Genomic DNA, 17,407 nt, shown 5'->3' on the forward strand with positions numbered 1-17,407 from the left:
CCTTTCACGCCCCGCCGACGAGCACCAGCAGGACGACGAGCGCGGCTCCCCCGACGACGCCCGCCGCGACCCCGGAGAGCCGGGCGAGAGCCGCGCGGGGCAGGATGAGCGACCACGAACTCACCGGCGGGCGCACCACCTCGACCGGGCGGTACTGCTCCGCCCGGTCGAAGTCGGTGAAGTCACCCGTCCGGATCGCGCGCATCACGACCGGCAGCGGGATCTCACGCGTCTGCGGACCGGTGCCCCAGCTCCACGGGACGATCGGCGGGTGCGCTGGTCGGTCGCTCATCGCGCGCCGTTCGACCCCACGGCCGGCTCTGCCGCCGGCTCCGCGGACGAGGTCGGCCCTGCGCCCTCTCGGGTCGCGAACCCCGCCGCGACGACCAGGCACAGGGCGAGCCCGCCGGCGAGGCTGCCGACGACCACGTGTCGCGAGACGTCCGTCGCCTCGGTGAGCATCACGGCGAGGACCTGCGTGGCGGCGACACCCAGCGCGAGGATCCCGGCTTCCGCGAGGCGGCGCGCCGGCTCGCGCACGCCGTGCGTCCGTCGCGTCGCGAGGGCGACCCAGAGCAGGAACCCCCAGGCGAGGGCGGCGATCGGGGCGCCGAACCCGAGGAACGCCCCCTGGAAGGAGCTGAAGAGGGTCAGGCGGGCCTCCTGCGCCCCGGCAGGGTTCCCGCTGTCGACGGTGTAGGAGCCGAGCCCTTCGGGGAGCCCTGACGCCGAGGCCCGCACGGTGGTGTCAAGGCGCTCGTAGGCGAGAGCCGGGTGCGTGGCCATGTACCCGAGGACCGCCCCCTGCTCGATCTCGAGGTCCGACCAGCCCGACCAGCCGCGGATCGAGGACGCCGACCACACCGGGATGCCGACGAACCGTCCGGCGTCCGGCGGCAGGCCCATGCTGTCCAGCTCGCCGGCGGGGTCCGCCGCGTCGGCGAGCAGCCCGACGCTCACCATCTCCCAGGCGTTGTGCTTGCGCTGCTCCGCCGTGGCGGAGGTGGCACCGACGACGGCAGGGACGACGAGGAGCAGCGCGAGGGCTGCGGGCACGACACGGGTCTCGAGGCTCGTGCCGGCGGTCCGGACCGCGCGCACGGCCCGCCAGACGAGGAGGCCGACCAGGGGGACGGCCGCGGTCGCCATGACGGGGCCGGCGGCGACGAGCCCGGCACCGCCGACGAGCACGGCGCCGGCGCCGACCCAGCGGCCACGCCCCTGCGCGTCGAGAAACAGCCACCCCACGAGGCACAGCACCAGACCACCGATCGCGAGGGCCTGCGGGTAGAGGCTCCCGGCGTACCCGGCGAAGGCGACGTCCATGAGGACGATCCACACGAGCGTCGTCGTGGCGGCTCGTCCGAAGCGCCGTGCGCGGGCGAGGTGTCCCACGAGGGCAGCGGCGGCGGCGACCAGGAGGCAGTACAGGACCGCGGTGACGCGCAGGTCCAGCGCGGCGGTGGGCGTCAGCCACCCGACGACGGTCAGGAGCGCGGTGTGCAGACCGGTCGTGCCTGAGCACGCCTCCGCAGCCGCGGTCCACTCGAGGATCGAGTAGGTGAAGTAGCGCGGGCCCTCTGCCACCGGCTCGATGCCGAGCGTGCACGCGACCGTGCGGCCCTCGCCGTTGTCGGCGAGTCCGACGGCCACCGGCAGGAGCATCCGCACCGTGCCGAGGACGGCCAGGAACGTGGCGATCACGAAGGTGAGGACGGCCGGGCGGCCCGCAAGGGCGGACGTGCCACCTCTCGGTAGCCAGGGGTACCGGCGGGCGTGCTGGCGCCTCTCGGCGGACGACGCGCTGCGGCGCGGCGCCCGGAGCACCTCGTGGTCGAAGGAGGACTTCTCGGGTCGACGTGCCGTCTCGACGGCGACGTCCGGGGTCTGTGGTGTGGTCACGTCTCCGTCTGACGCAGCACGGCGCCGACGCTGACGGGCGAACCTGCGGCGGATGCCGGAGCGAGCACCTTCTGCACGGGGACGACAGGCACGCTGGGCGCGCCAGGCACGTCGGGCACGGCAGCGGCGATGGCCGGCAGGCCCGTGCTCGGACCGGTACCCGCCTGCTCGGTGCTGCGCTTGGTCTTGACCCACGCGGTCTCCCCGCGCAGGACGCGTGCGAGGGCCATCCAGGCGCAGGCGAAGGAGATGTAGTTGGTGAGCACCATGTAGTTGCCCATCATGAGGCCACGCCAGATGCCGACGCGGCGGTCGCGCCGCCAGTACACCCAGCCGCTGAACACCGCGGGGGCGAACGCCATGAGGTACCACGCGAGCACGACGATCGCGACGCCGCCCGCCGAGGTGACGTACTCGAGCAGCTGCGACCCGTTGATGAACAGCTGGATGAGGCAGTAGTGGAAGAGCACGGACCATGGGAGGGTGAGCAACCAGGGCGACAGGCAGTAGAACGACAGCTCGAGCGCCGCGACGTGGGACAGCTTCGACGAGCGCCAGATGTCCGGCAGACGCTTGATCGCCATCATGTGGCCCTGGTACCAGCGGGTGCGCTGGCGCAGGAGCTGCGGCACCTTCTCGACGGCCTGCTGGTCCACGGAGGCGAGGGGCGTCGTCGTCAGCCGCCACCCGTGCAGCGCGAGCGACAGGGCCAGGTCGAGGTCCTCGGTGAGGGAGTCCGACCAGGGGCGCTCGCCGACGTCGTCGAGGGCGGTGAGCCGGGTGAACTGGGCGTTGCCGCCGAGACTGACCGTGCCCGTGGCGGACCGGCCGATCTGCGTGATGCTCGCGACGCCCCAGAACTCGAAGTCCTGGAACTTGGTGAGGAAGCTGTTCCGGTTGCGGATGCGCACCTGGAGCTGGGCACCGCCGACGTCGTCGTCGTCGAACAGCGGGAGCACGTGGTCGAGCGCGTTCTCCGACAGCCGCCCGTCGGCGTCCATGACGACGACGATGACGCGGGCAGGATCCTCGCCGCGATCCTCCACAAGCTCCCGGACCCGCACGATCCCGGCGTTGAGCGCCTCCCCCTTGCCCTGGCGAGCGTTCGGCAGGTCGCGCCGCAGCACCTCCGTGCGGGAGCCACCGGCGGCCCGGGCGATCGCCGACGTCTCGTCGTCCGAGCCGTCGTCGACCACGATCGTCGTCGTGCCACGGTTCACCGTGAGCCCCCTGACGGTGCGCTCGATCACCTCTGCCTCGTTGAGGCAGGGCACGAGGAAGTACACGGGGTAGTGGTCCTGCTCGGCGCCGGGGACGACCCCGTAGCGCGTCCGGCCCTGAGCACTGAGCCGTGAGCTGCGCCGTCGGATCTCTCGGATGCCGGAGGCCATGAGGAGCACGAAGTAGGCCAGCGAGCACGAGACGATCGCCGTCGCGGCGAGGTTGAGCGCGTTCATGCGTCCTCCGGGTCGTCCAGGGTCAGGTCCGTGAGCGGTTCAGCTCCGTGAGCGGAGCAGGCCCACGCGGGCGAAGAGCACCGCGCACAGGCAGAACGTCACGAGCATGAGGATCGAGCCGACGACTGTGTGCATCAGCCCGAACCCCTCCGCGCCCCAGCGCGAGGCGGCCTCGGCGATCATGACCATGCGTCCGGTGTTGACGACGACGAGCAGGAGCACCGTGAGGACGGTCGCGGCGAGGAGCCGGGTCGCAGATGTGCGGCGCCACAGGGCGATGAAGGCACCGCCAAGGATGAGCGTCCCGCCGACGAACAGCGCGGCCGTGCACGAGGCCGTCACGACGAGCCCCGCCCACGACGAGTCGTCCCCGGGCGTCTTCTGGAACAGGAACGTCGGCCCAGTGGTGAGCACCCGCGAGGGCCGTCCGAACAGCTCGACCGCCCAGCCGGCGAGCGCGGCCTCTCGGAACTGCACGTCCAGCATCCGCACCATCGCCGCTACCCCGAGCCCTGCGAGCGCGGCACCGAGCAGCACGCGGTACACGGTGGCCACGACCGCTGCCCCCCGCACCGCGAAGGACGGTGCGGGAGCGACAGCCGCTGTCACCGCTGCGCCTGCGGGGCCTCGCGCCGCAGGCGGCTTGCACGCAGCAGGACGAACCCGCCGACGACGAGCGTGAGCGCCGCGAACACGATGGCGAGCGAGCTGAACCCCGTCTGGGCCAGCGCCCCCGCACCGACGACTCCCGTGCCGATTCCTCCGGTCACTCCTGGTGTGTTGTACATCGTCGTCCTCTTCCCTCGGAACCGTGTTGAAGCCGTCTTCGCGACGCGTCCAGGCATCTGGCCCATTGCGTCTGAGTCGATAGACGCACCGAACGGCCCGCCGCCAACGGGTGAGATTTCGCGAGCCGACGACGACGCCCCCGCCCGACGAGGAGTCGGGCGGGGGCGTCGTCGAGTGCTGGTCAGTTCCTGTGACGGATCGTGCGTGCCGCGCCGATCCCGCCGAGACCGAGCAGACCCGCCACAGCGAGCCCACCCGCGACCAGCGGGACACCGGCGTCCGGGTCCTCGGTCACCGTGACCGTGACCGTCGCCTCGACCTCCACACCATCCGGACCCGTCACCCGGTACGTGAACGTGTCCGTCCCGGTGAACCCAGCCGGCGGGGTATAGGTGACCGTGCCATCACCGTTGTCCACGACCGTGCCACCCTCCGTCGTCGTGGAGTCCACGTCCCACCCGGTCGACCCGTCCGGGATCGAGTCGTTGCCCTGGATCTCCACCACCTTCGGCGTGTCCACCACCGTCGAGTCCGCGTCATCCACGAGAACCGCAGGATCACGATCCACCGTCACCTCGATGAAGGTAGGACCGCGACCTCGCTCAGCACCCCCCACCGGAACCCAGGCGAACTCGGTGACCGGACCAGCGAGCACAAAGACGGACTCCGCGGCAGGGTCGGCAACCGCCTGGCACAGTCGAAGCGCGTCGCTGTCCCAGACATGAAGCGGGTGAATGCTCTCCGGCACGACGCCAGCTGGCATGTCAATGCACTCGGGGTCCGCGCTGCTGTTCAGACCGGCCATGCCGAACCGCAGACTCACGGGCTCGCTGAAGGTCCACGTCTGCGGGTTTCCGGGTACCACCACGTAGCCCTGTGGGGGGAACCACAAACCCGCATTGACCGAGGCTGTGACGCCGTTGTCCAGCTCGACCGAGGCAGGGCCTGAGCCGATCTCGCTCAGCGGGACGGAATCGGTGACCTCGGCCGCGTGCGCGGTCGTGCCCACGCCGGCGACGAGACCGACGAGCAGTGTCGCGCCGAGGGCACTGGCCCCCCAGCGGCGCATTCTGGTGCGATGCATGTGAGTTCTCCTCGTTCGTGCTGGCTATGCACGCGAAGACGTGCACACTCGCTCTGACGAGAACGACGCGTTTCACCGACGGGTGAACATGCCGGCGCCCCGCGACCGGCGGGCGTCGCGGGGCACCGGTGATCAGGCGGTCGGGATCAGCTCCGACGACGGAGGCTGCGCGCCGCGCCGATCCCGCCGAGACCCAGCAGACCCGCCACAGCGAGCCCACCCGCGACCAGCGGGACACCGGCGTCCGGGTCCTCGGTCACCGTGACCGTGACCGTCGCCTCGACCTCCACACCATCCGGACCCGTCACCCGGTACGTGAACGTGTCCGTCCCGGTGAACCCAGCCGGCGGGGTATAGGTGACCGTGCCATCACCGTTGTCCACGACCGTGCCACCCTCCGTCGTCGTGGAGTCCACGTCCCACCCGGTCGACCCGTCCGGGATCGAGTCGTTGCCCTGGATCTCCACCACCTTCGGCGTGTCCACCACCGTCGAGTCCGCGTCATCCACGAGAACCGCAGGATCACGATCCACCGTCACCTCGATGAAGGTAGGACCGCGACCATGGTGTGCGGCCCCGCCCGGCGGGGCGGTCCAGGTGAATTCCGTAACGGGACCCTCAAGTACGAAGACGGATTCAGCGGCCGGGTTCCCAGCCGCAGTCCAGCAGACCTGACGAGTGGCTGCATCCCACACGTGGTCGGGGTGGATGCTCTCGACCACCACGCCTGCGGGCAGCTCGGCGCACTCCCCGGACCAGTTGAGACCGGCCATGCTGAACCGCAGGCTGACCGGTTCGCTGAACGTCCAGGTCTGCGGACCCCACTCCGGACTCGTCGTATATCCCTGGGAGCCGTACCACTGGCCCACGTTGACCGACGCGACAACGCCGCTGGCCAGCTCGACCGAGACCGGCCCGTCGCCGATCTCGCTCAGCGGGATGGAATCGGTGACCTCGGCCGCGTGCGCGGTCGTGCCCACGCCGGCGACGAGACCGACGAGCAGTGTCGCGCCGAGGGCACTGGCACCCCAGCGGCTCATCCTGTTGCGATGCATGTGAGTTCTCCTCTTTCGTGGTGACCATGCACGCAGAGAGGTGCACACACCCACTGACGAGTACGACACGCCCCGTGAACGGGTGAAACCCGGATCGTGGACGTTTCGGCGCGCTCATGCCGCGGCGCCTCCAGCGGCCTGCTTGATGGCGTCTCCGAGCCAGGGTGCGATCCAGGCCATGCCTGCCCGGGAGAAGTGCACGGTGTCGATGTAGACGGGCGCGCCGTCGGGTGTGGTCTGCAGGCACTCGGTCTCGGTGCAGACGAAGTCGTGCAGCTCGAGGAGGTCCACGGCCGGTTGCTGCTCGGCGTGAGCGCGCAGGAGCTCGGTGTGGCAGGCGGCCCACTCCGGCGCGGCGATCGGGGTGAACTTGCGCGACGTCGCGAGCAGGACACGGCGGTCGGGGTCGGCCGCGGTGGCGATCTGCGTCGCGGTGTCGAGCTGGCGTTCATACCGCTCGGCGTACGCCGGTGCGCACGGGTCCGCCCACTGCCCGTCGACGCGCTGCTCGGCGCCGTCCCAGGCGACGTTGATGACGACGACGTCGGGCTGGCTCTCGTTCACCGCGTCACGCCAGCGGTCCTCCCACGGGAGACATCCAGGGGCCGGCCCCTGCTCGATCGCGGTGGTGCGACTGGTCTCGGGCGAGTAGATGCCGCACCCGTTGAACGCGCCGTCGGTCACCGTGAAGTCGTCCGGTCGGAAGTCCGTGAGGGCCGACGCGAAGTCGTGGCCCAGGGAGTCGCCGAGGAACAGCACCCGCAGGTCACCGGAACCGGCGGCCTGGCGCACGATCGTGGGCGCGAGCACCATTCCTGTCGTCGCGACGGCGGCGAGCGTGACGAAGGCGATGCCGCCGGCGCGGTTCCACCGCCGGATCCGGACCGGCTCACCGACGATGTGGTGGAGGAACGCGGCGAGCACGATCGACAGCGGGATCCCGTACAGCGCGATGTACACCGGGGAGGGGTCGGAGAGGATCTTCTGCAGCACCCAGAACACCGGGAGGTGGACGAGGAACAGTGCGTAGGAGAACTTGCCGATCCCGACGAGCGGCGCCGCGGTGAACATCCGGGCGACGAGGGTGTCCTCACGGGTCAGCGCGAGGATCAGCCCGGCGCCCATCAGCGCGACGATCGTCATGCCACCCCCGGCATAGAGCCACGGGTCCTCGTAGGTGGCGGTCCCCACGGACACGGTGATGATCGCGAGGAGCAGCCCGGTCGTCACGAGCTCCGCGAGGGCTCGTGGGAGACGACTGCCCACCCCGGCTGCGCGCCGTCGGGCCGTCATGACCGCGACGACGCCCGCACCCGCCCCGACCATGAGCCCGACGCCGTGGGTGTGGGTCCCCATGTAGAGCAGGTCCGCGTTCGTGCCGTCGTAGCTGAGGATCGTGACGACGGTCATCACGGCGGCGAGCGAACCGGCGAGCAGGGCGACCACGACGTCGCTGCGGCGGACGACGACGGCGCACACGAGCACGAGCAGCGGCGGCCACAGGAGGTAGAACTGCTCCGTGAGGGACAGCGACCACATGTGCGCGAGCGGACCGGGGATCCCCATGGCGTCCCAGTAGGACTCGCCACGGGCGATCTGCTCCCAGTTCGCGACGTAGAAGAGCGACGCGATCCCCTGCTGGAAGACGCGGTCGGCCTCGTCGCTGCGCCCGAGCTGGATCGCCGCGACAGCGGTCGCGCCGAGCACGACGATCAGCGGCACGAGCAGTCGCTTGGCGCGGCGGGTGTAGAACTTCTTGAGGCTGATCCGCCCCGAGCGGGACTGCTCGCGCAGCAGGGTCACCGTGATGAGGAACCCCGACAGCACCATAAAGAGGTCCACGCCGAACAGACCGTTGTGGTAGAGGTTCGTGTGGTACATCAGGACCGACAGCACGGTCACGCCGCGCAGACCGTCGACGGCGCGGTAGTACGTCGACGGCAGCGGGCGCGGTGCCTCCGGTGCGGGCGCTGCGGCAGCTCCCGCCGCGGGCGGCCCGCCCGGCTGGCTCGTCTCGATGATCGCGGTCATGCGTCCCCCCACGGCCTGGACGGCCTGATGCCACAAGTCCTCATGCACGCACTGACGTCGGTTCGACGAGGCGATGACGGGTGAGAGTCGACGCAACGGTGCCCCGCGACCAGTGACGGATGGTCGCGGGGCACCGGTCGTTCAGTGGGTGTCGATCAGCTCCGACGACGGATCGTGCGCGCCGCGCCGATCCCGCCGAGACCGAGCAGACCCGCCACAGCGAGCCCACCCGCGACCAGCGGGACACCGGCGTCCGGGTCCTCGGTCACCGTGACCGTGACCGTCGCCTCGACCTCCACACCATCCGGACCCGTCACCCGGTACGTGAACGTGTCCGTCCCGGTGAACCCAGCCGGCGGGGCATAGGTGACCGTGCCATCACCGTTGTCGACAACCGTGCCACCCTCCGTCGTCGTGGAGTCCACGTCCCACCCGGTCGACCCGTCCGGGATCGAGTCGTTGCCCTGCAGATCGATCGTCGCCGGAGTGTCGGCAACGGTCGAACCCGCGTCATCCACCACGACAGCCGGGTCCGCGCACTCCTCCAGGTTGAGGTCGTAGTCGGCGCTGAAGCCGCTGACGGTCCACTCCTTGAGGTTCCCGGCAGCACGCTGTGCGCCCTCGAGGCTCAACGACACGGCGATGTTCCCCGACCGGAGCTCGCTCGCAAGCACCGTGGTCGTCACCTCGTAGGTGTTCGTCGCCCCCACCGCCGTTTCCCGGGTCCTTTGGCTCTCAAGGATCTCGACGGGCGCCCGGCTCATGAGAGCGAAGGCGGTGTCGTTCCCCACTCCGGCAGTCGGCCCCTCGTTCGTCGCACTGATCCTGGCTGTCACGACCACTTCGGCCGCGTCGCACGACGCCGGGATGGCAGGCGCCGAAAGTACCGCCGCGACGATCTGGTTCGACTCGTTGGGCAGCTGGGTCGGGGGCAAGGGGATCTCGGCTTCGCCACCCGACCAGAGCGTCCCGGCGTAGGCCGATGCGTCGTAGAAGTCATATCCCACCCAGGGGCCAGGGCCCCACGGGTTCAGTTGGACGACGTCGTCTGTGATGTTGGTCGCGGTCACCGGCTGAGGTGCTGCTGCCGCGGCCGTCGCGGCGAGGAGCACCGCCATCCCCGCTCCGAGCCCTCCGAGCGCCGTACGGCGCGTGTGCCTGAGAGTCATGGTGTTCCTTCCGGTCGTGATCCCCGTGCGCTGGGCCCACAACCTCGGGAAGTCGAGCCAGCGCGCACGTCGTGTTCGACGCACTACTAGTCAGACGCGGGCCGACGGCAAGCAGGGCGGGTGAAGAACCCGACCCTGCTTGCCGTCGTCGTCAGAACGTGGTGTCAGCTCTTGCGGCGAAGGGTGCGTGCCGCGCCGATCCCGCCGAGACCGAGCAGACCCGCCACAGCGAGCCCACCCGCGACCAGCGGGACACCGGCGTCCGGGTCCTCGGTCACCGTGACCGTGACCGTCGCCTCGACCTCCACACCATCCGGACCCGTCACCCGGTACGTGAACGTGTCCGTCCCGGTGAACCCAGCCGGCGGGGTATAGGTGACCGTGCCATCACCGTTGTCCACGACCGTGCCACCCTCCGTGGACGTGGAGTCCACCGATGGAGAACTGGACCCCTCGGGGATGTCGTCGTTCGTCGTGAGATCAATGGCCACGGGAGTGTCGGCGATCGTCGATGCCGAGTCATCGAGCAGAACAGCCCGCTCCCGATCGACCGTCACCCGAATCGAATCCATGTGCTGCGCAAGGACAGCTGTAGCGAGTGAACCGGTATTTGCACTCTGCATCGAGATGCTCGTGACGTTCTCCATGCGGAAGGTCGACCCTGTGAGGGTTGCGTTTCCCTCGATGTTGGCGCCGCAGATCGTTCGTGTCGCCGGCGTCCAGGTGTGGTTCGGCGAGATGGTCTCCGCGATCACACCGACCGGAAGCACGACGCACTCGTTGCCGACGTCTCGGCCGACCAAGCCGGTGATCCTGAAGGTGACCTGATTAACAGTCTCACCGAAGGAGACGGTCCGAGAAGGCCCCGCTGAGCCGTTTCCCGACGACACGAGAGTAGTTCCGTCGGCCAAGACCCAACCGTCTGCTGTCCAGCTGACACCGTTCGGGGTGGTACCGCTCATCGATTGGCTGCCTTCGCCGACGATGTGATCGGTAACGGTGTACGTCTCGGCCGCAGCCGACAGAGCGCCGACGGTGACGACCAGACCTGCACCGATAGTCGCCAGTGCGACACGTCGTGTCTTCTTGAGCTTCATGCTGGTTCCTTCCATGGATGGCCCTGCCCCGGACCGGGGACCGCATAAGACAGGTGGGGAAAACACATGCACCACCGGGGTGCACGCCTCGTCTGACGGCAACGTCCGACTGACCGAGCGGGTGAAAAGTTGAGCGATCCCACCGCCTCGCCACCGTCCGACGGCGTACTGGGGGTGATCCGAAGGCCGACACGGACATCTGCGCCGCACCGTGAATGCCAGCGCGCTAGGCTCGGCGCGAACCCTCAACGTCGCCTCGGCTCACGCGGCCCGCGCGGGCCAGCGCGTTCACGTGCCTGGGAGGCCCGGTGACCGTCGATCCTGACCGCTCGTCCTCGCGCGCCCGCGGCGTGCCACGCATACCGTCGTGGTACGTCCCTCGACCGCACCTGGTCGACGACGCCCTGGGGTCCGGGGCGGCGCTCGTCGTCCTGCGAGCGCCAGCAGGCTCGGGCAAGTCGGCGCTCGCGACCGAGGTCGCCCACCGCGCCGCCGTCGACGAGTGCCAGGTCGTCTGGGTCGACGTCAGCAGGTCACGCGACCGCGCGAGCCTGTGGCAGCTGGTGCTCCACCGTCTCCGCGGCAGATCGACAGACTCCGCTGAGCATGCGACCCGCCGACCCGACGCGCCGCCGGAGAACGCCTGGCCGGAACGGCTCGCGGAGGATGTCGAGGAGGTCGGCCGCCCTGTGCTCCTCGTCCTGGACGCGTACGACACCCGGCACGACGACACCACGGACACGGACGTCGTCGACACGCTCGCTGTGTGCCCGCAGCTCACGATCCTCACGACGACGCGGGCGCGGACCGGGCTCGAGGGCGCAGACGTCGCGCTCGAGCTGGACGTGCTCGCGATGGGTCCGGACGAGCTGACGCTCACGCCCGACGAGATCGTCGAGATGGCGCACCGGTCAGGGGTGGAGGTCTCCGCAGACCGTGTCGGTGAGCTCGTGGACGCGACCGGCGGGAGCCCTCGGTTCGTCCGCGCGGCGCTCCTCGCCGCACGGTCCGGGGCGCTCGATCTCGCGCTCGCGTCGTCCCGCACCATCGCGGCGTCCGCTGCCGGGTCCGGACGTGCGTTGCTCGATCGGATGGACGACCACGGACTGCGGGACGCACTGCAGCTGCTGGCCGTACCGGCAGGCGTCACCGAGGATCTCGCGGAACGGCTCGCGCCCGATCACCCCGAGGCGTTGGAGACGTGCGAACAGCTCGGCCTCGGCGCATGGGTCGACGAGGAGAACCCCGCGTTCGTCCTCACGCCGGTCGCCAGGGCCGCGCTACGGCTGCGACTGCGGTCCACGGACCCCGGACGCGAGGCCGACGCGCAGAAGATCACCACCGAGTGGGCTCTCGAGACGGGCGACTTCTTCCTCGGGTTCGAGTCGTCCGTCGAGATGGGCGACCACACCACCGCGCAGCGCATCCTCCTCGCGCACTGGGCGGCCCTCGCCCGCAAAGACCCACCCCGCGTCGCCCGGATCCTGAGCAGCATCTCCCTCGGCGCGATGTCCCGCTCACCGTTCCTCGCGATCGCGCTCGCCGTGAGCTACCTCGCCGAGCGGACGCACCGCGTGCGCGCAGCCGAGGTGCTGGCAGTGGCCGCGGCAGGCGCCGTCGTGCGCTACCCACGTGCCGCACCCGGAGAGAGGGCGCTGCTGCTTGGGGTCCAGAGCGTCGCGTACCGCCTCCTCGGCCGCGGTGAGCAGAGCGCGAAGGTGGCGCGCCGGGCGCTGGAGATCTTCCGCGACGTGGCCCCGGGCGACGACCCGGATCTCGACGCCGCGCGGCCGCTCGGTCTGCGCCAGCTCGGGGTGTCGCTGCTCTCTGCCGGGGACATCAGCTCGGCGATCCGTGCGACCGCGGCCTCGACCGTCGCGACACCCGACGACGAGGGCCCCACGATCCAGGCCGACGCCCGCATCAGCGGGCTCCTTGCCGTCGCGGGCGAGATCGACCGGGCGGCGGACGTCCTCGACCGCGTGCCGGCGTCCGACGCGTTGATCCGCGCCTACGGGCCCTACCGCGCGTCGATGGCGACCCTTGCACGCGCCATCGTGGCGCTCGAACGGGGCGTGCACCACGACGCCCGGCTCCACCTCACCTCGCTCGACGACGAGATGCAGACGAACGAGTTCTGGCCGCTGCACGCCCTCGCCTGGGCGCAGCTCGGCCTGGTGACCGGACTGGTGGTCGACGCCGGTGCCCGCCTCGACGACGCGACGGCGCCCGGTGCGCGCGTCACCGCGTCCTCGCTGTGGCGGGGTCGCCTCGACGTCGCACGCTCGTGCCTGGCGCTCGCGGGCGGCCGGCCCGACGAGGCGGCCCACGTGCTGCGCGGACTCCCGACGAACGACTCCGTCGTCCGCACGGCCCGCGCGCGCCTGCACCACCTGCGCACCGAGGACGACCAGGCGCTCCGCGTCCTGGGACAGGCTCCCGACCCCACGCACGGTGTCCGGGCCGAGATCGAGCACCTCGTCGTGCGGGGCCTGTGCGTGCTCGCGACCGGCGACAGGCCGGCGGCAGCGCGGGACCTGCGACGAGCGGCCACGCAGACACGCAAGCACGGGTGCCGCACGCCATGGAGCCTGACGACGCGTGCGGACCGCGAGTCCGTCGCCGCGCTGCTCGACGACGACCTCACGGACGTGCTCACCGGTCTTCCCGTCGTGGTCCCGGACGAGCTGCGCACCACCGAGCTCTCCGAGCGCGAGCTCCTGGTTCTCCAGCACCTCTCGCTCGGTCTCGGCACCGCGGAGATCGCGCGCGAGCTCCACGTGTCGCCGAACACCGTCAAGACGCAGCTCAAGGGCGTCTACCGCAAGCTCGGCGTCCAGCGCAGCGCCGATGCGCTCGTGGAGTCCCGACGCCGAGGAATCCTCGGATGAGGCTCCGGAGCGCGCTCGCCGCGTCCGTCGCCCAGGGCGCCGCCTACGTCCCGCTCGCCGGCGCGGTCGTCGTCCTGCTGCCACTCCTCATCGCGCAGCACGCGCCGGACGACAAGGAGCAATACCTCGCCTGGCTGTCTGCCGCGTCCTCGCTGGCGACAGCGGTGTCACTCCCGCTCATCGGTGCGTGGTCGGACAGGACACGCAGCCGCTGGGGACCCCGCGCGCCGTGGATCGTCGCGGGCGGACTCGTCGGCGGGCTCGCCGTCGTCCTGATGCCTGGCGTCACGACCCTCCTCGCGCTCGCCGGGCTGTGGATCGTCGCCCAGGTCGCGCTCAACGCGGTCGACGGTGGTGCGGCCGCCGTGATCGCGGACGACGTCGCACCCGCTCGGCGCGGCACGGCCGTGTCGTTCCTGGGCGTCGCCACCGCCGTCGGTTGTGGGATCGGCGTCCTGGTGGCGAGCCGCGCCGTCGGCGATCTGACGGTGGCCGCCGCGATGCTGGGTGGCCTGGCGGTCGCCGGGGCCGCGCTCTTCGCCCCGCTCCGAGGTCGAGGCTTCAGCATTCCTGTCGCTCGATACCGCCCGGGTCGGCTCCTCGAGGGCTTCCGCCGGATCGCGACCACACCGGCACTCCGGCGTGTCTTCGGCGCACGCGCCCTGCTCGTCCTCGGCATGCACGGGATCACGTCCTACCAGGTCTACATCCTGACCGACCACGTGGGCATGCCGCTCGAACGCGCGGCGGCCCTCGCCGGCGTGAACGCAGCCGTCTACCTCGTGGCCGTCACCGTCGGTGGACTGCTCACGGGACGCTGGTCGGACGCTCTCGGCCGTCGCGCTCCCTTCCTCGTCGTCGCGCCGCTCCTGGTCGCCGTGGGCGTGTCCTTCCCGTTGTTCTCGACGACCGTTCCCGCGGTCATCGCGCTCATCGTGCTGAGCGGGCTGGGTATGGGCTCGTTCCTCACCGTCCAGCTCGCCCACAGCATCGACCTGCTCCCGAAGACCGGGGACGCCGGGCGCGATCTCGGTGTGCTCGGCGTCGCGACGACCGCGACCCAAGCGGTCGCGCCGCTCGTCACGCTCGGTGCGCTCTCCCTCGGAGTCGGCTACGCACCCGTGTTCGGGATCGCGATCCTGTGCGCGCTGCTGGCTGCCGCGCTCCAGCTGACAGCACGAGCCTCTGCGCAGCCCTGACGGGGCACCCCTCGACACGTCCGATGCACCCCCGAGCGACGAGATGCAGACGAACGAGGTCTGGCCGCTGCACACCCGCGCCTGGGCGCAGACCGACGCCGTCGCGGAGTCCTGACGTAGAGGCACCCTCGGCTGAACGACCCAACATCAGTCCCGGGCAGCAGTACGCCCCCGTGCCCGAGAGCACGGAGGCGAACTGAACTGCTGGTCCGCGAACCGGCCCGTCAGACCTCCTTGCGTGAACGCAGGCGTGCAGCACCGACCCCGCCGAGGCCGAGCAGACCCGCGACGGCCAGACCGCCCGCAACCATCGGCACCGGCGGCTCATCCTCCTCGGTGACCGTGATCGTCACGGTTGCCTCGACCTCCGCACCGTCAGGCCCGGTCACCCGGTAGGTGAACGTGTCCGTCCCGGTGAACCCGGCCGGAGGGGTGTACGTGATCGTGCCGTCACCGTTGTCGACAACGGTGCCACCGTTCGCGGTCGTGGTGTCCACAGACGGAGCGCTGGAGCCCTCGGGGATGTCGTCGTTCGTCGTGAGATCGATGGCCACGGGAGTGCCGGAGACAGTCGATGCCGAGTCGTCCACCAGGACAGCCCGCTCCCGATCGACCGTCACCTGAATCGAATCCATCTGCTGCGCCAGGAACCAGGTTGCGGAGAGACCGATGCTCGCACTCTGCATCGAGATGCTCGTGACATTTTCGAGGCGGAACGTCGATCCCGTGCTGTGCGTGTTTCCTTCCGGGTTGACACCGCAGAGCGTCCTCGTCGCAGGTGTCCACACGTGGTCCGCCGAGATCGTTTCGGCGATCACTCCGACCGGAAGCACGACGCATTCTGCGGTCTCGGTGTTCACTCCGGCGAGACCGATGATCCGGAAGGAAACCTGGTTCACCGTCTCTCCGAACGTGATCGTCTGTACCGCTGCCTCCGGGGTGGAGGCCGAGAACACTGAGGTCAATCCCCCCGCCTCGACTGGTTGATCTGCGGTCCAGCTGACACCGTTCGGGGTGGTGCCGCTCGTCGATCCGTCGCCTTCGCCGACGATGTGGTCAGTGACGGAGTATGTCTCGGCCGCAGCCGACAGAGCCCCGACGGTGACTGCCAGACCTGCACCGATCGTCGCCAGTGCGACACGTCGTGTGTTCTTGAGTTTCATGCTGGTTCCTTCCATGGATGGTCCTGCCCCGGCGTCATCCGTTCGCCGGAGCGGAACCGGGGACCGCATGAGACAGGAGGGGAGAACACGTACACCACAGAGGCGCACACCTCGTGAGACGGCAACGTCCGACCGACCGAGCGGGTGAAAGACCGAGCAGACCCACCACGTCGCCACCGTCCCGACGAATCCTGGGGCTCGGCGTCCCGCGCAGCGTCATCCTCGGATAGGCAAGGTCTCGCCCCGCCGAGATTTCACCCGCTGCGGAGCGTGTCGCACGTGCCCGTTTCGCGTCTCTGGTCGTGCAGGGGTTCGGGATCTGGAGGCTGCGGTGAGTGGTGTGAAGGTGGCGTGCTTCGTCAGCATGGTGGGGTCGTACGTGGTGCGCGCGGAGCGCGCCCACTGGAAGCAGAGAGGTCTGTTCAGCCGTGGGGTGATCGACGCCCTCGAACCCGTCTCCCTCGCGTACGCGACGGGCCTCGACGCGCGGGGTATGCACGCGCTGCTGGTCGAGCAGACCAGGGCGCTGCGGGCGCGGTGCGTCGGTGCGTCCGCCGCATGGGAGCAGGGGGTGCTGGCCGTCGCCGCCGACCTGGAGCTGGCGACCACCGCGTGGCCGTCCGACCCCGACTTCGGTGTGCTCGACCGGGCGTCCGCGGTGACGTTCGCCCTCGCGCTCCCGCACGACCCGACGCCGGGCGACCCCGTCTTCTCCCCGCCCACCAGCTGGGGCCGCGCGCGGAGCGGCGTCGCGGCGTAACCGGGCCGTCACCGACCGGGCGCGACGACGTCTGTCCTGGCACGAGCCGGACCGACGGAGGTAGCGCCCATGCGTCACGAGGTGTTGTCACGGGGCCGTGACGCGGACGGGATCCACCCCACCATCTGGGGGTACGCCGTCTTGCGCCACACGCGCTGCCTCGCGGGTGGGGTCCCGGGACTGCCGCAGACGCTGCTGGGCCGCACCGACGTCGTCGTGCCGGGACTCACGCCGGCAGAGCTCGAGCGGGTGCGCCGCCACGCCGACTGGTACGCCTCCGTCCACCCGACGCGTCTCGGCACCGTCGCGGGCGCCGCCGCCGCGCTGTCGACCCTCCTCGTCGGGCACCTCGTCCCCGGGCTGCTCGTGACGAGCCCGCTGGTCACCGTCCTGGCCGTCGCGCTGGCGGGCACGACCACCGCCTCGGTGCACCTCTTCCTCCGCCTGATGGGTCCTCGGCTGAGCCAGGTCGAGCGGCACGCGTTGCGCAGTGCCCTCGAGGTGCGCCGGGCCCGCACCGTCACCGGTACGTCCGCAGGGGTGCACGTGCTCATCGCGATGAGCGCCGTCGAGGGCGCGGAGGACGTCCTGGACGAGTCCCAGCAAGCACTCGCGCGCGAGCTCCTGCTGGCCGCCTTCGAGGCGGACCGGCGCCACGACACCGCCGGCGTCCGGCACGCGACGTCCGCGATGCTCCGGCTTGCGGTGCGTGCGGCGACCGCGCGCGACGGGATCCCCGGCGAGCCGCTCGCCTGAGCTCGGATGTCACCCGTCACCGTCCGCGACGCACAGCGTCGATCCGTGTGACAT

Annotated in this window: 15 protein-coding genes; 4 read left to right on the forward strand and 11 right to left on the reverse strand. The window is 70.6% G+C overall.

The features are described 5' to 3' along the window. Window positions 1-4: 4 nt before the first annotated feature. From OHL10_RS13415 to OHL10_RS13460, 10 genes are all read right to left on the reverse strand, one after another. Complete coding sequence (locus tag OHL10_RS13415; RefSeq protein WP_265522730.1) at window positions 5-292, reverse strand: hypothetical protein; 288 nt, start codon at window positions 290-292, stop codon at window positions 5-7. Continuing rightward, window positions 289-1,902 (reverse strand): glycan biosynthesis hexose transferase WsfD, encoded by a 1,614-nt coding sequence (gene wsfD / locus OHL10_RS13420; protein WP_265522731.1) that lies wholly within the window; start codon window positions 1,900-1,902, stop codon window positions 289-291. The genes OHL10_RS13415 and wsfD overlap by 4 nt, the downstream gene beginning before the upstream one ends. Continuing rightward, window positions 1,899-3,359 carry a glycosyltransferase family 2 protein gene (locus OHL10_RS13425; RefSeq protein ID WP_265522732.1) on the reverse strand — a complete coding sequence of 487 codons (1,461 nt, stop codon included), beginning with the start codon at window positions 3,357-3,359 and terminating at the stop codon, window positions 1,899-1,901. The genes wsfD and OHL10_RS13425 overlap by 4 nt, the downstream gene beginning before the upstream one ends. A gap of 39 nt (window positions 3,360-3,398) precedes the next feature. After that, on the reverse strand, window positions 3,399-3,968 hold the full coding sequence (locus tag OHL10_RS13430) for an archaeosortase/exosortase family protein (RefSeq protein WP_265522733.1): 570 nt from the start codon (window positions 3,966-3,968) through the stop codon (window positions 3,399-3,401). Beyond that, window positions 3,965-4,129, reverse strand: a complete 165-nt coding sequence (locus OHL10_RS13435; protein WP_265522734.1) for a hypothetical protein — start codon at window positions 4,127-4,129, stop codon at window positions 3,965-3,967. The genes OHL10_RS13430 and OHL10_RS13435 overlap by 4 nt, the downstream gene beginning before the upstream one ends. 200 nt (window positions 4,130-4,329) lie before the next feature. Then, entirely contained in the window at window positions 4,330-5,232 is a 903-nt protein-coding gene (locus tag OHL10_RS18660) for an Ig-like domain-containing protein (RefSeq protein WP_322645561.1), read from the reverse strand. A gap of 146 nt (window positions 5,233-5,378) precedes the next feature. Continuing rightward, window positions 5,379-6,287, reverse strand: a complete 909-nt coding sequence (locus tag OHL10_RS13445; protein ID WP_265522735.1) for an Ig-like domain-containing protein — start codon at window positions 6,285-6,287, stop codon at window positions 5,379-5,381. A 114-nt stretch (window positions 6,288-6,401) separates the two neighbouring features. Next, entirely contained in the window at window positions 6,402-8,318 is a 1,917-nt protein-coding gene (locus tag OHL10_RS13450) for an acyltransferase family protein (protein ID WP_265522736.1), read from the reverse strand. Between the two features lie 155 nt (window positions 8,319-8,473). Further along, window positions 8,474-9,487 (reverse strand): Ig-like domain-containing protein, encoded by a 1,014-nt coding sequence (locus tag OHL10_RS13455; RefSeq protein WP_265522737.1) that lies wholly within the window; start codon window positions 9,485-9,487, stop codon window positions 8,474-8,476. A gap of 164 nt (window positions 9,488-9,651) precedes the next feature. Then, window positions 9,652-10,584, reverse strand: a complete 933-nt coding sequence (locus OHL10_RS13460) for an Ig-like domain-containing protein (RefSeq protein ID WP_265522738.1) — start codon at window positions 10,582-10,584, stop codon at window positions 9,652-9,654. A gap of 308 nt (window positions 10,585-10,892) precedes the next feature. On the opposite strand from OHL10_RS13460, the gene OHL10_RS13465 reads away from it, so the two are divergent. Next, window positions 10,893-13,475 (forward strand): helix-turn-helix transcriptional regulator, encoded by a 2,583-nt coding sequence (locus tag OHL10_RS13465; RefSeq protein ID WP_265522739.1) that lies wholly within the window; start codon window positions 10,893-10,895, stop codon window positions 13,473-13,475. After that, window positions 13,472-14,674 (forward strand): MFS transporter, encoded by a 1,203-nt coding sequence (locus OHL10_RS13470; RefSeq protein ID WP_265522740.1) that lies wholly within the window; start codon window positions 13,472-13,474, stop codon window positions 14,672-14,674. The genes OHL10_RS13465 and OHL10_RS13470 overlap by 4 nt, the downstream gene beginning before the upstream one ends. Before the next feature lie 224 nt (window positions 14,675-14,898). On the opposite strand, the gene OHL10_RS13475 is transcribed toward OHL10_RS13470, so the two are convergent. Continuing rightward, complete coding sequence (locus OHL10_RS13475; protein ID WP_265522741.1) at window positions 14,899-15,852, reverse strand: Ig-like domain-containing protein; 954 nt, start codon at window positions 15,850-15,852, stop codon at window positions 14,899-14,901. A 316-nt stretch (window positions 15,853-16,168) separates the two neighbouring features. On the opposite strand from OHL10_RS13475, the gene OHL10_RS13480 reads away from it, so the two are divergent. Both OHL10_RS13480 and OHL10_RS13485 read left to right on the forward strand, forming a co-directional pair. After that, window positions 16,169-16,597, forward strand: coding sequence for a hypothetical protein (locus OHL10_RS13480; protein WP_265522742.1), 429 nt, complete (start codon window positions 16,169-16,171; stop codon window positions 16,595-16,597). A gap of 69 nt (window positions 16,598-16,666) precedes the next feature. Next, window positions 16,667-17,353 (forward strand): hypothetical protein, encoded by a 687-nt coding sequence (locus tag OHL10_RS13485; RefSeq protein ID WP_265522743.1) that lies wholly within the window; start codon window positions 16,667-16,669, stop codon window positions 17,351-17,353. Window positions 17,354-17,407: the final 54 nt, after the last annotated feature.

Origin of the sequence: Oerskovia flava (assembly GCF_026163685.1) — a bacterium.
Classification (GTDB): domain Bacteria; phylum Actinomycetota; class Actinomycetes; order Actinomycetales; family Cellulomonadaceae; genus Oerskovia_A; species Oerskovia_A flava.

Coding starts and splice junctions, on each gene's coding strand:
- OHL10_RS18660 (WP_322645561.1), bottom strand. CDS start 5,232: ATGCATCGCACCAGAATGCGCCGCTGGGGGGCCAGTGCCCTCGGCGCG.
- OHL10_RS13470 (WP_265522740.1), top strand. CDS start 13,472: ATGAGGCTCCGGAGCGCGCTCGCCGCGTCCGTCGCCCAGGGCGCCGCC.
- OHL10_RS13450 (WP_265522736.1), bottom strand. CDS start 8,318: ATGACCGCGATCATCGAGACGAGCCAGCCGGGCGGGCCGCCCGCGGCG.
- OHL10_RS13425 (WP_265522732.1), bottom strand. CDS start 3,359: ATGAACGCGCTCAACCTCGCCGCGACGGCGATCGTCTCGTGCTCGCTG.
- OHL10_RS13415 (WP_265522730.1), bottom strand. CDS start 292: ATGAGCGACCGACCAGCGCACCCGCCGATCGTCCCGTGGAGCTGGGGC.
- OHL10_RS13475 (WP_265522741.1), bottom strand. CDS start 15,852: ATGGAAGGAACCAGCATGAAACTCAAGAACACACGACGTGTCGCACTG.
- OHL10_RS13485 (WP_265522743.1), top strand. CDS start 16,667: ATGCGTCACGAGGTGTTGTCACGGGGCCGTGACGCGGACGGGATCCAC.
- OHL10_RS13445 (WP_265522735.1), bottom strand. CDS start 6,287: ATGCATCGCAACAGGATGAGCCGCTGGGGTGCCAGTGCCCTCGGCGCG.
- OHL10_RS13455 (WP_265522737.1), bottom strand. CDS start 9,487: ATGACTCTCAGGCACACGCGCCGTACGGCGCTCGGAGGGCTCGGAGCG.
- OHL10_RS13460 (WP_265522738.1), bottom strand. CDS start 10,584: ATGAAGCTCAAGAAGACACGACGTGTCGCACTGGCGACTATCGGTGCA.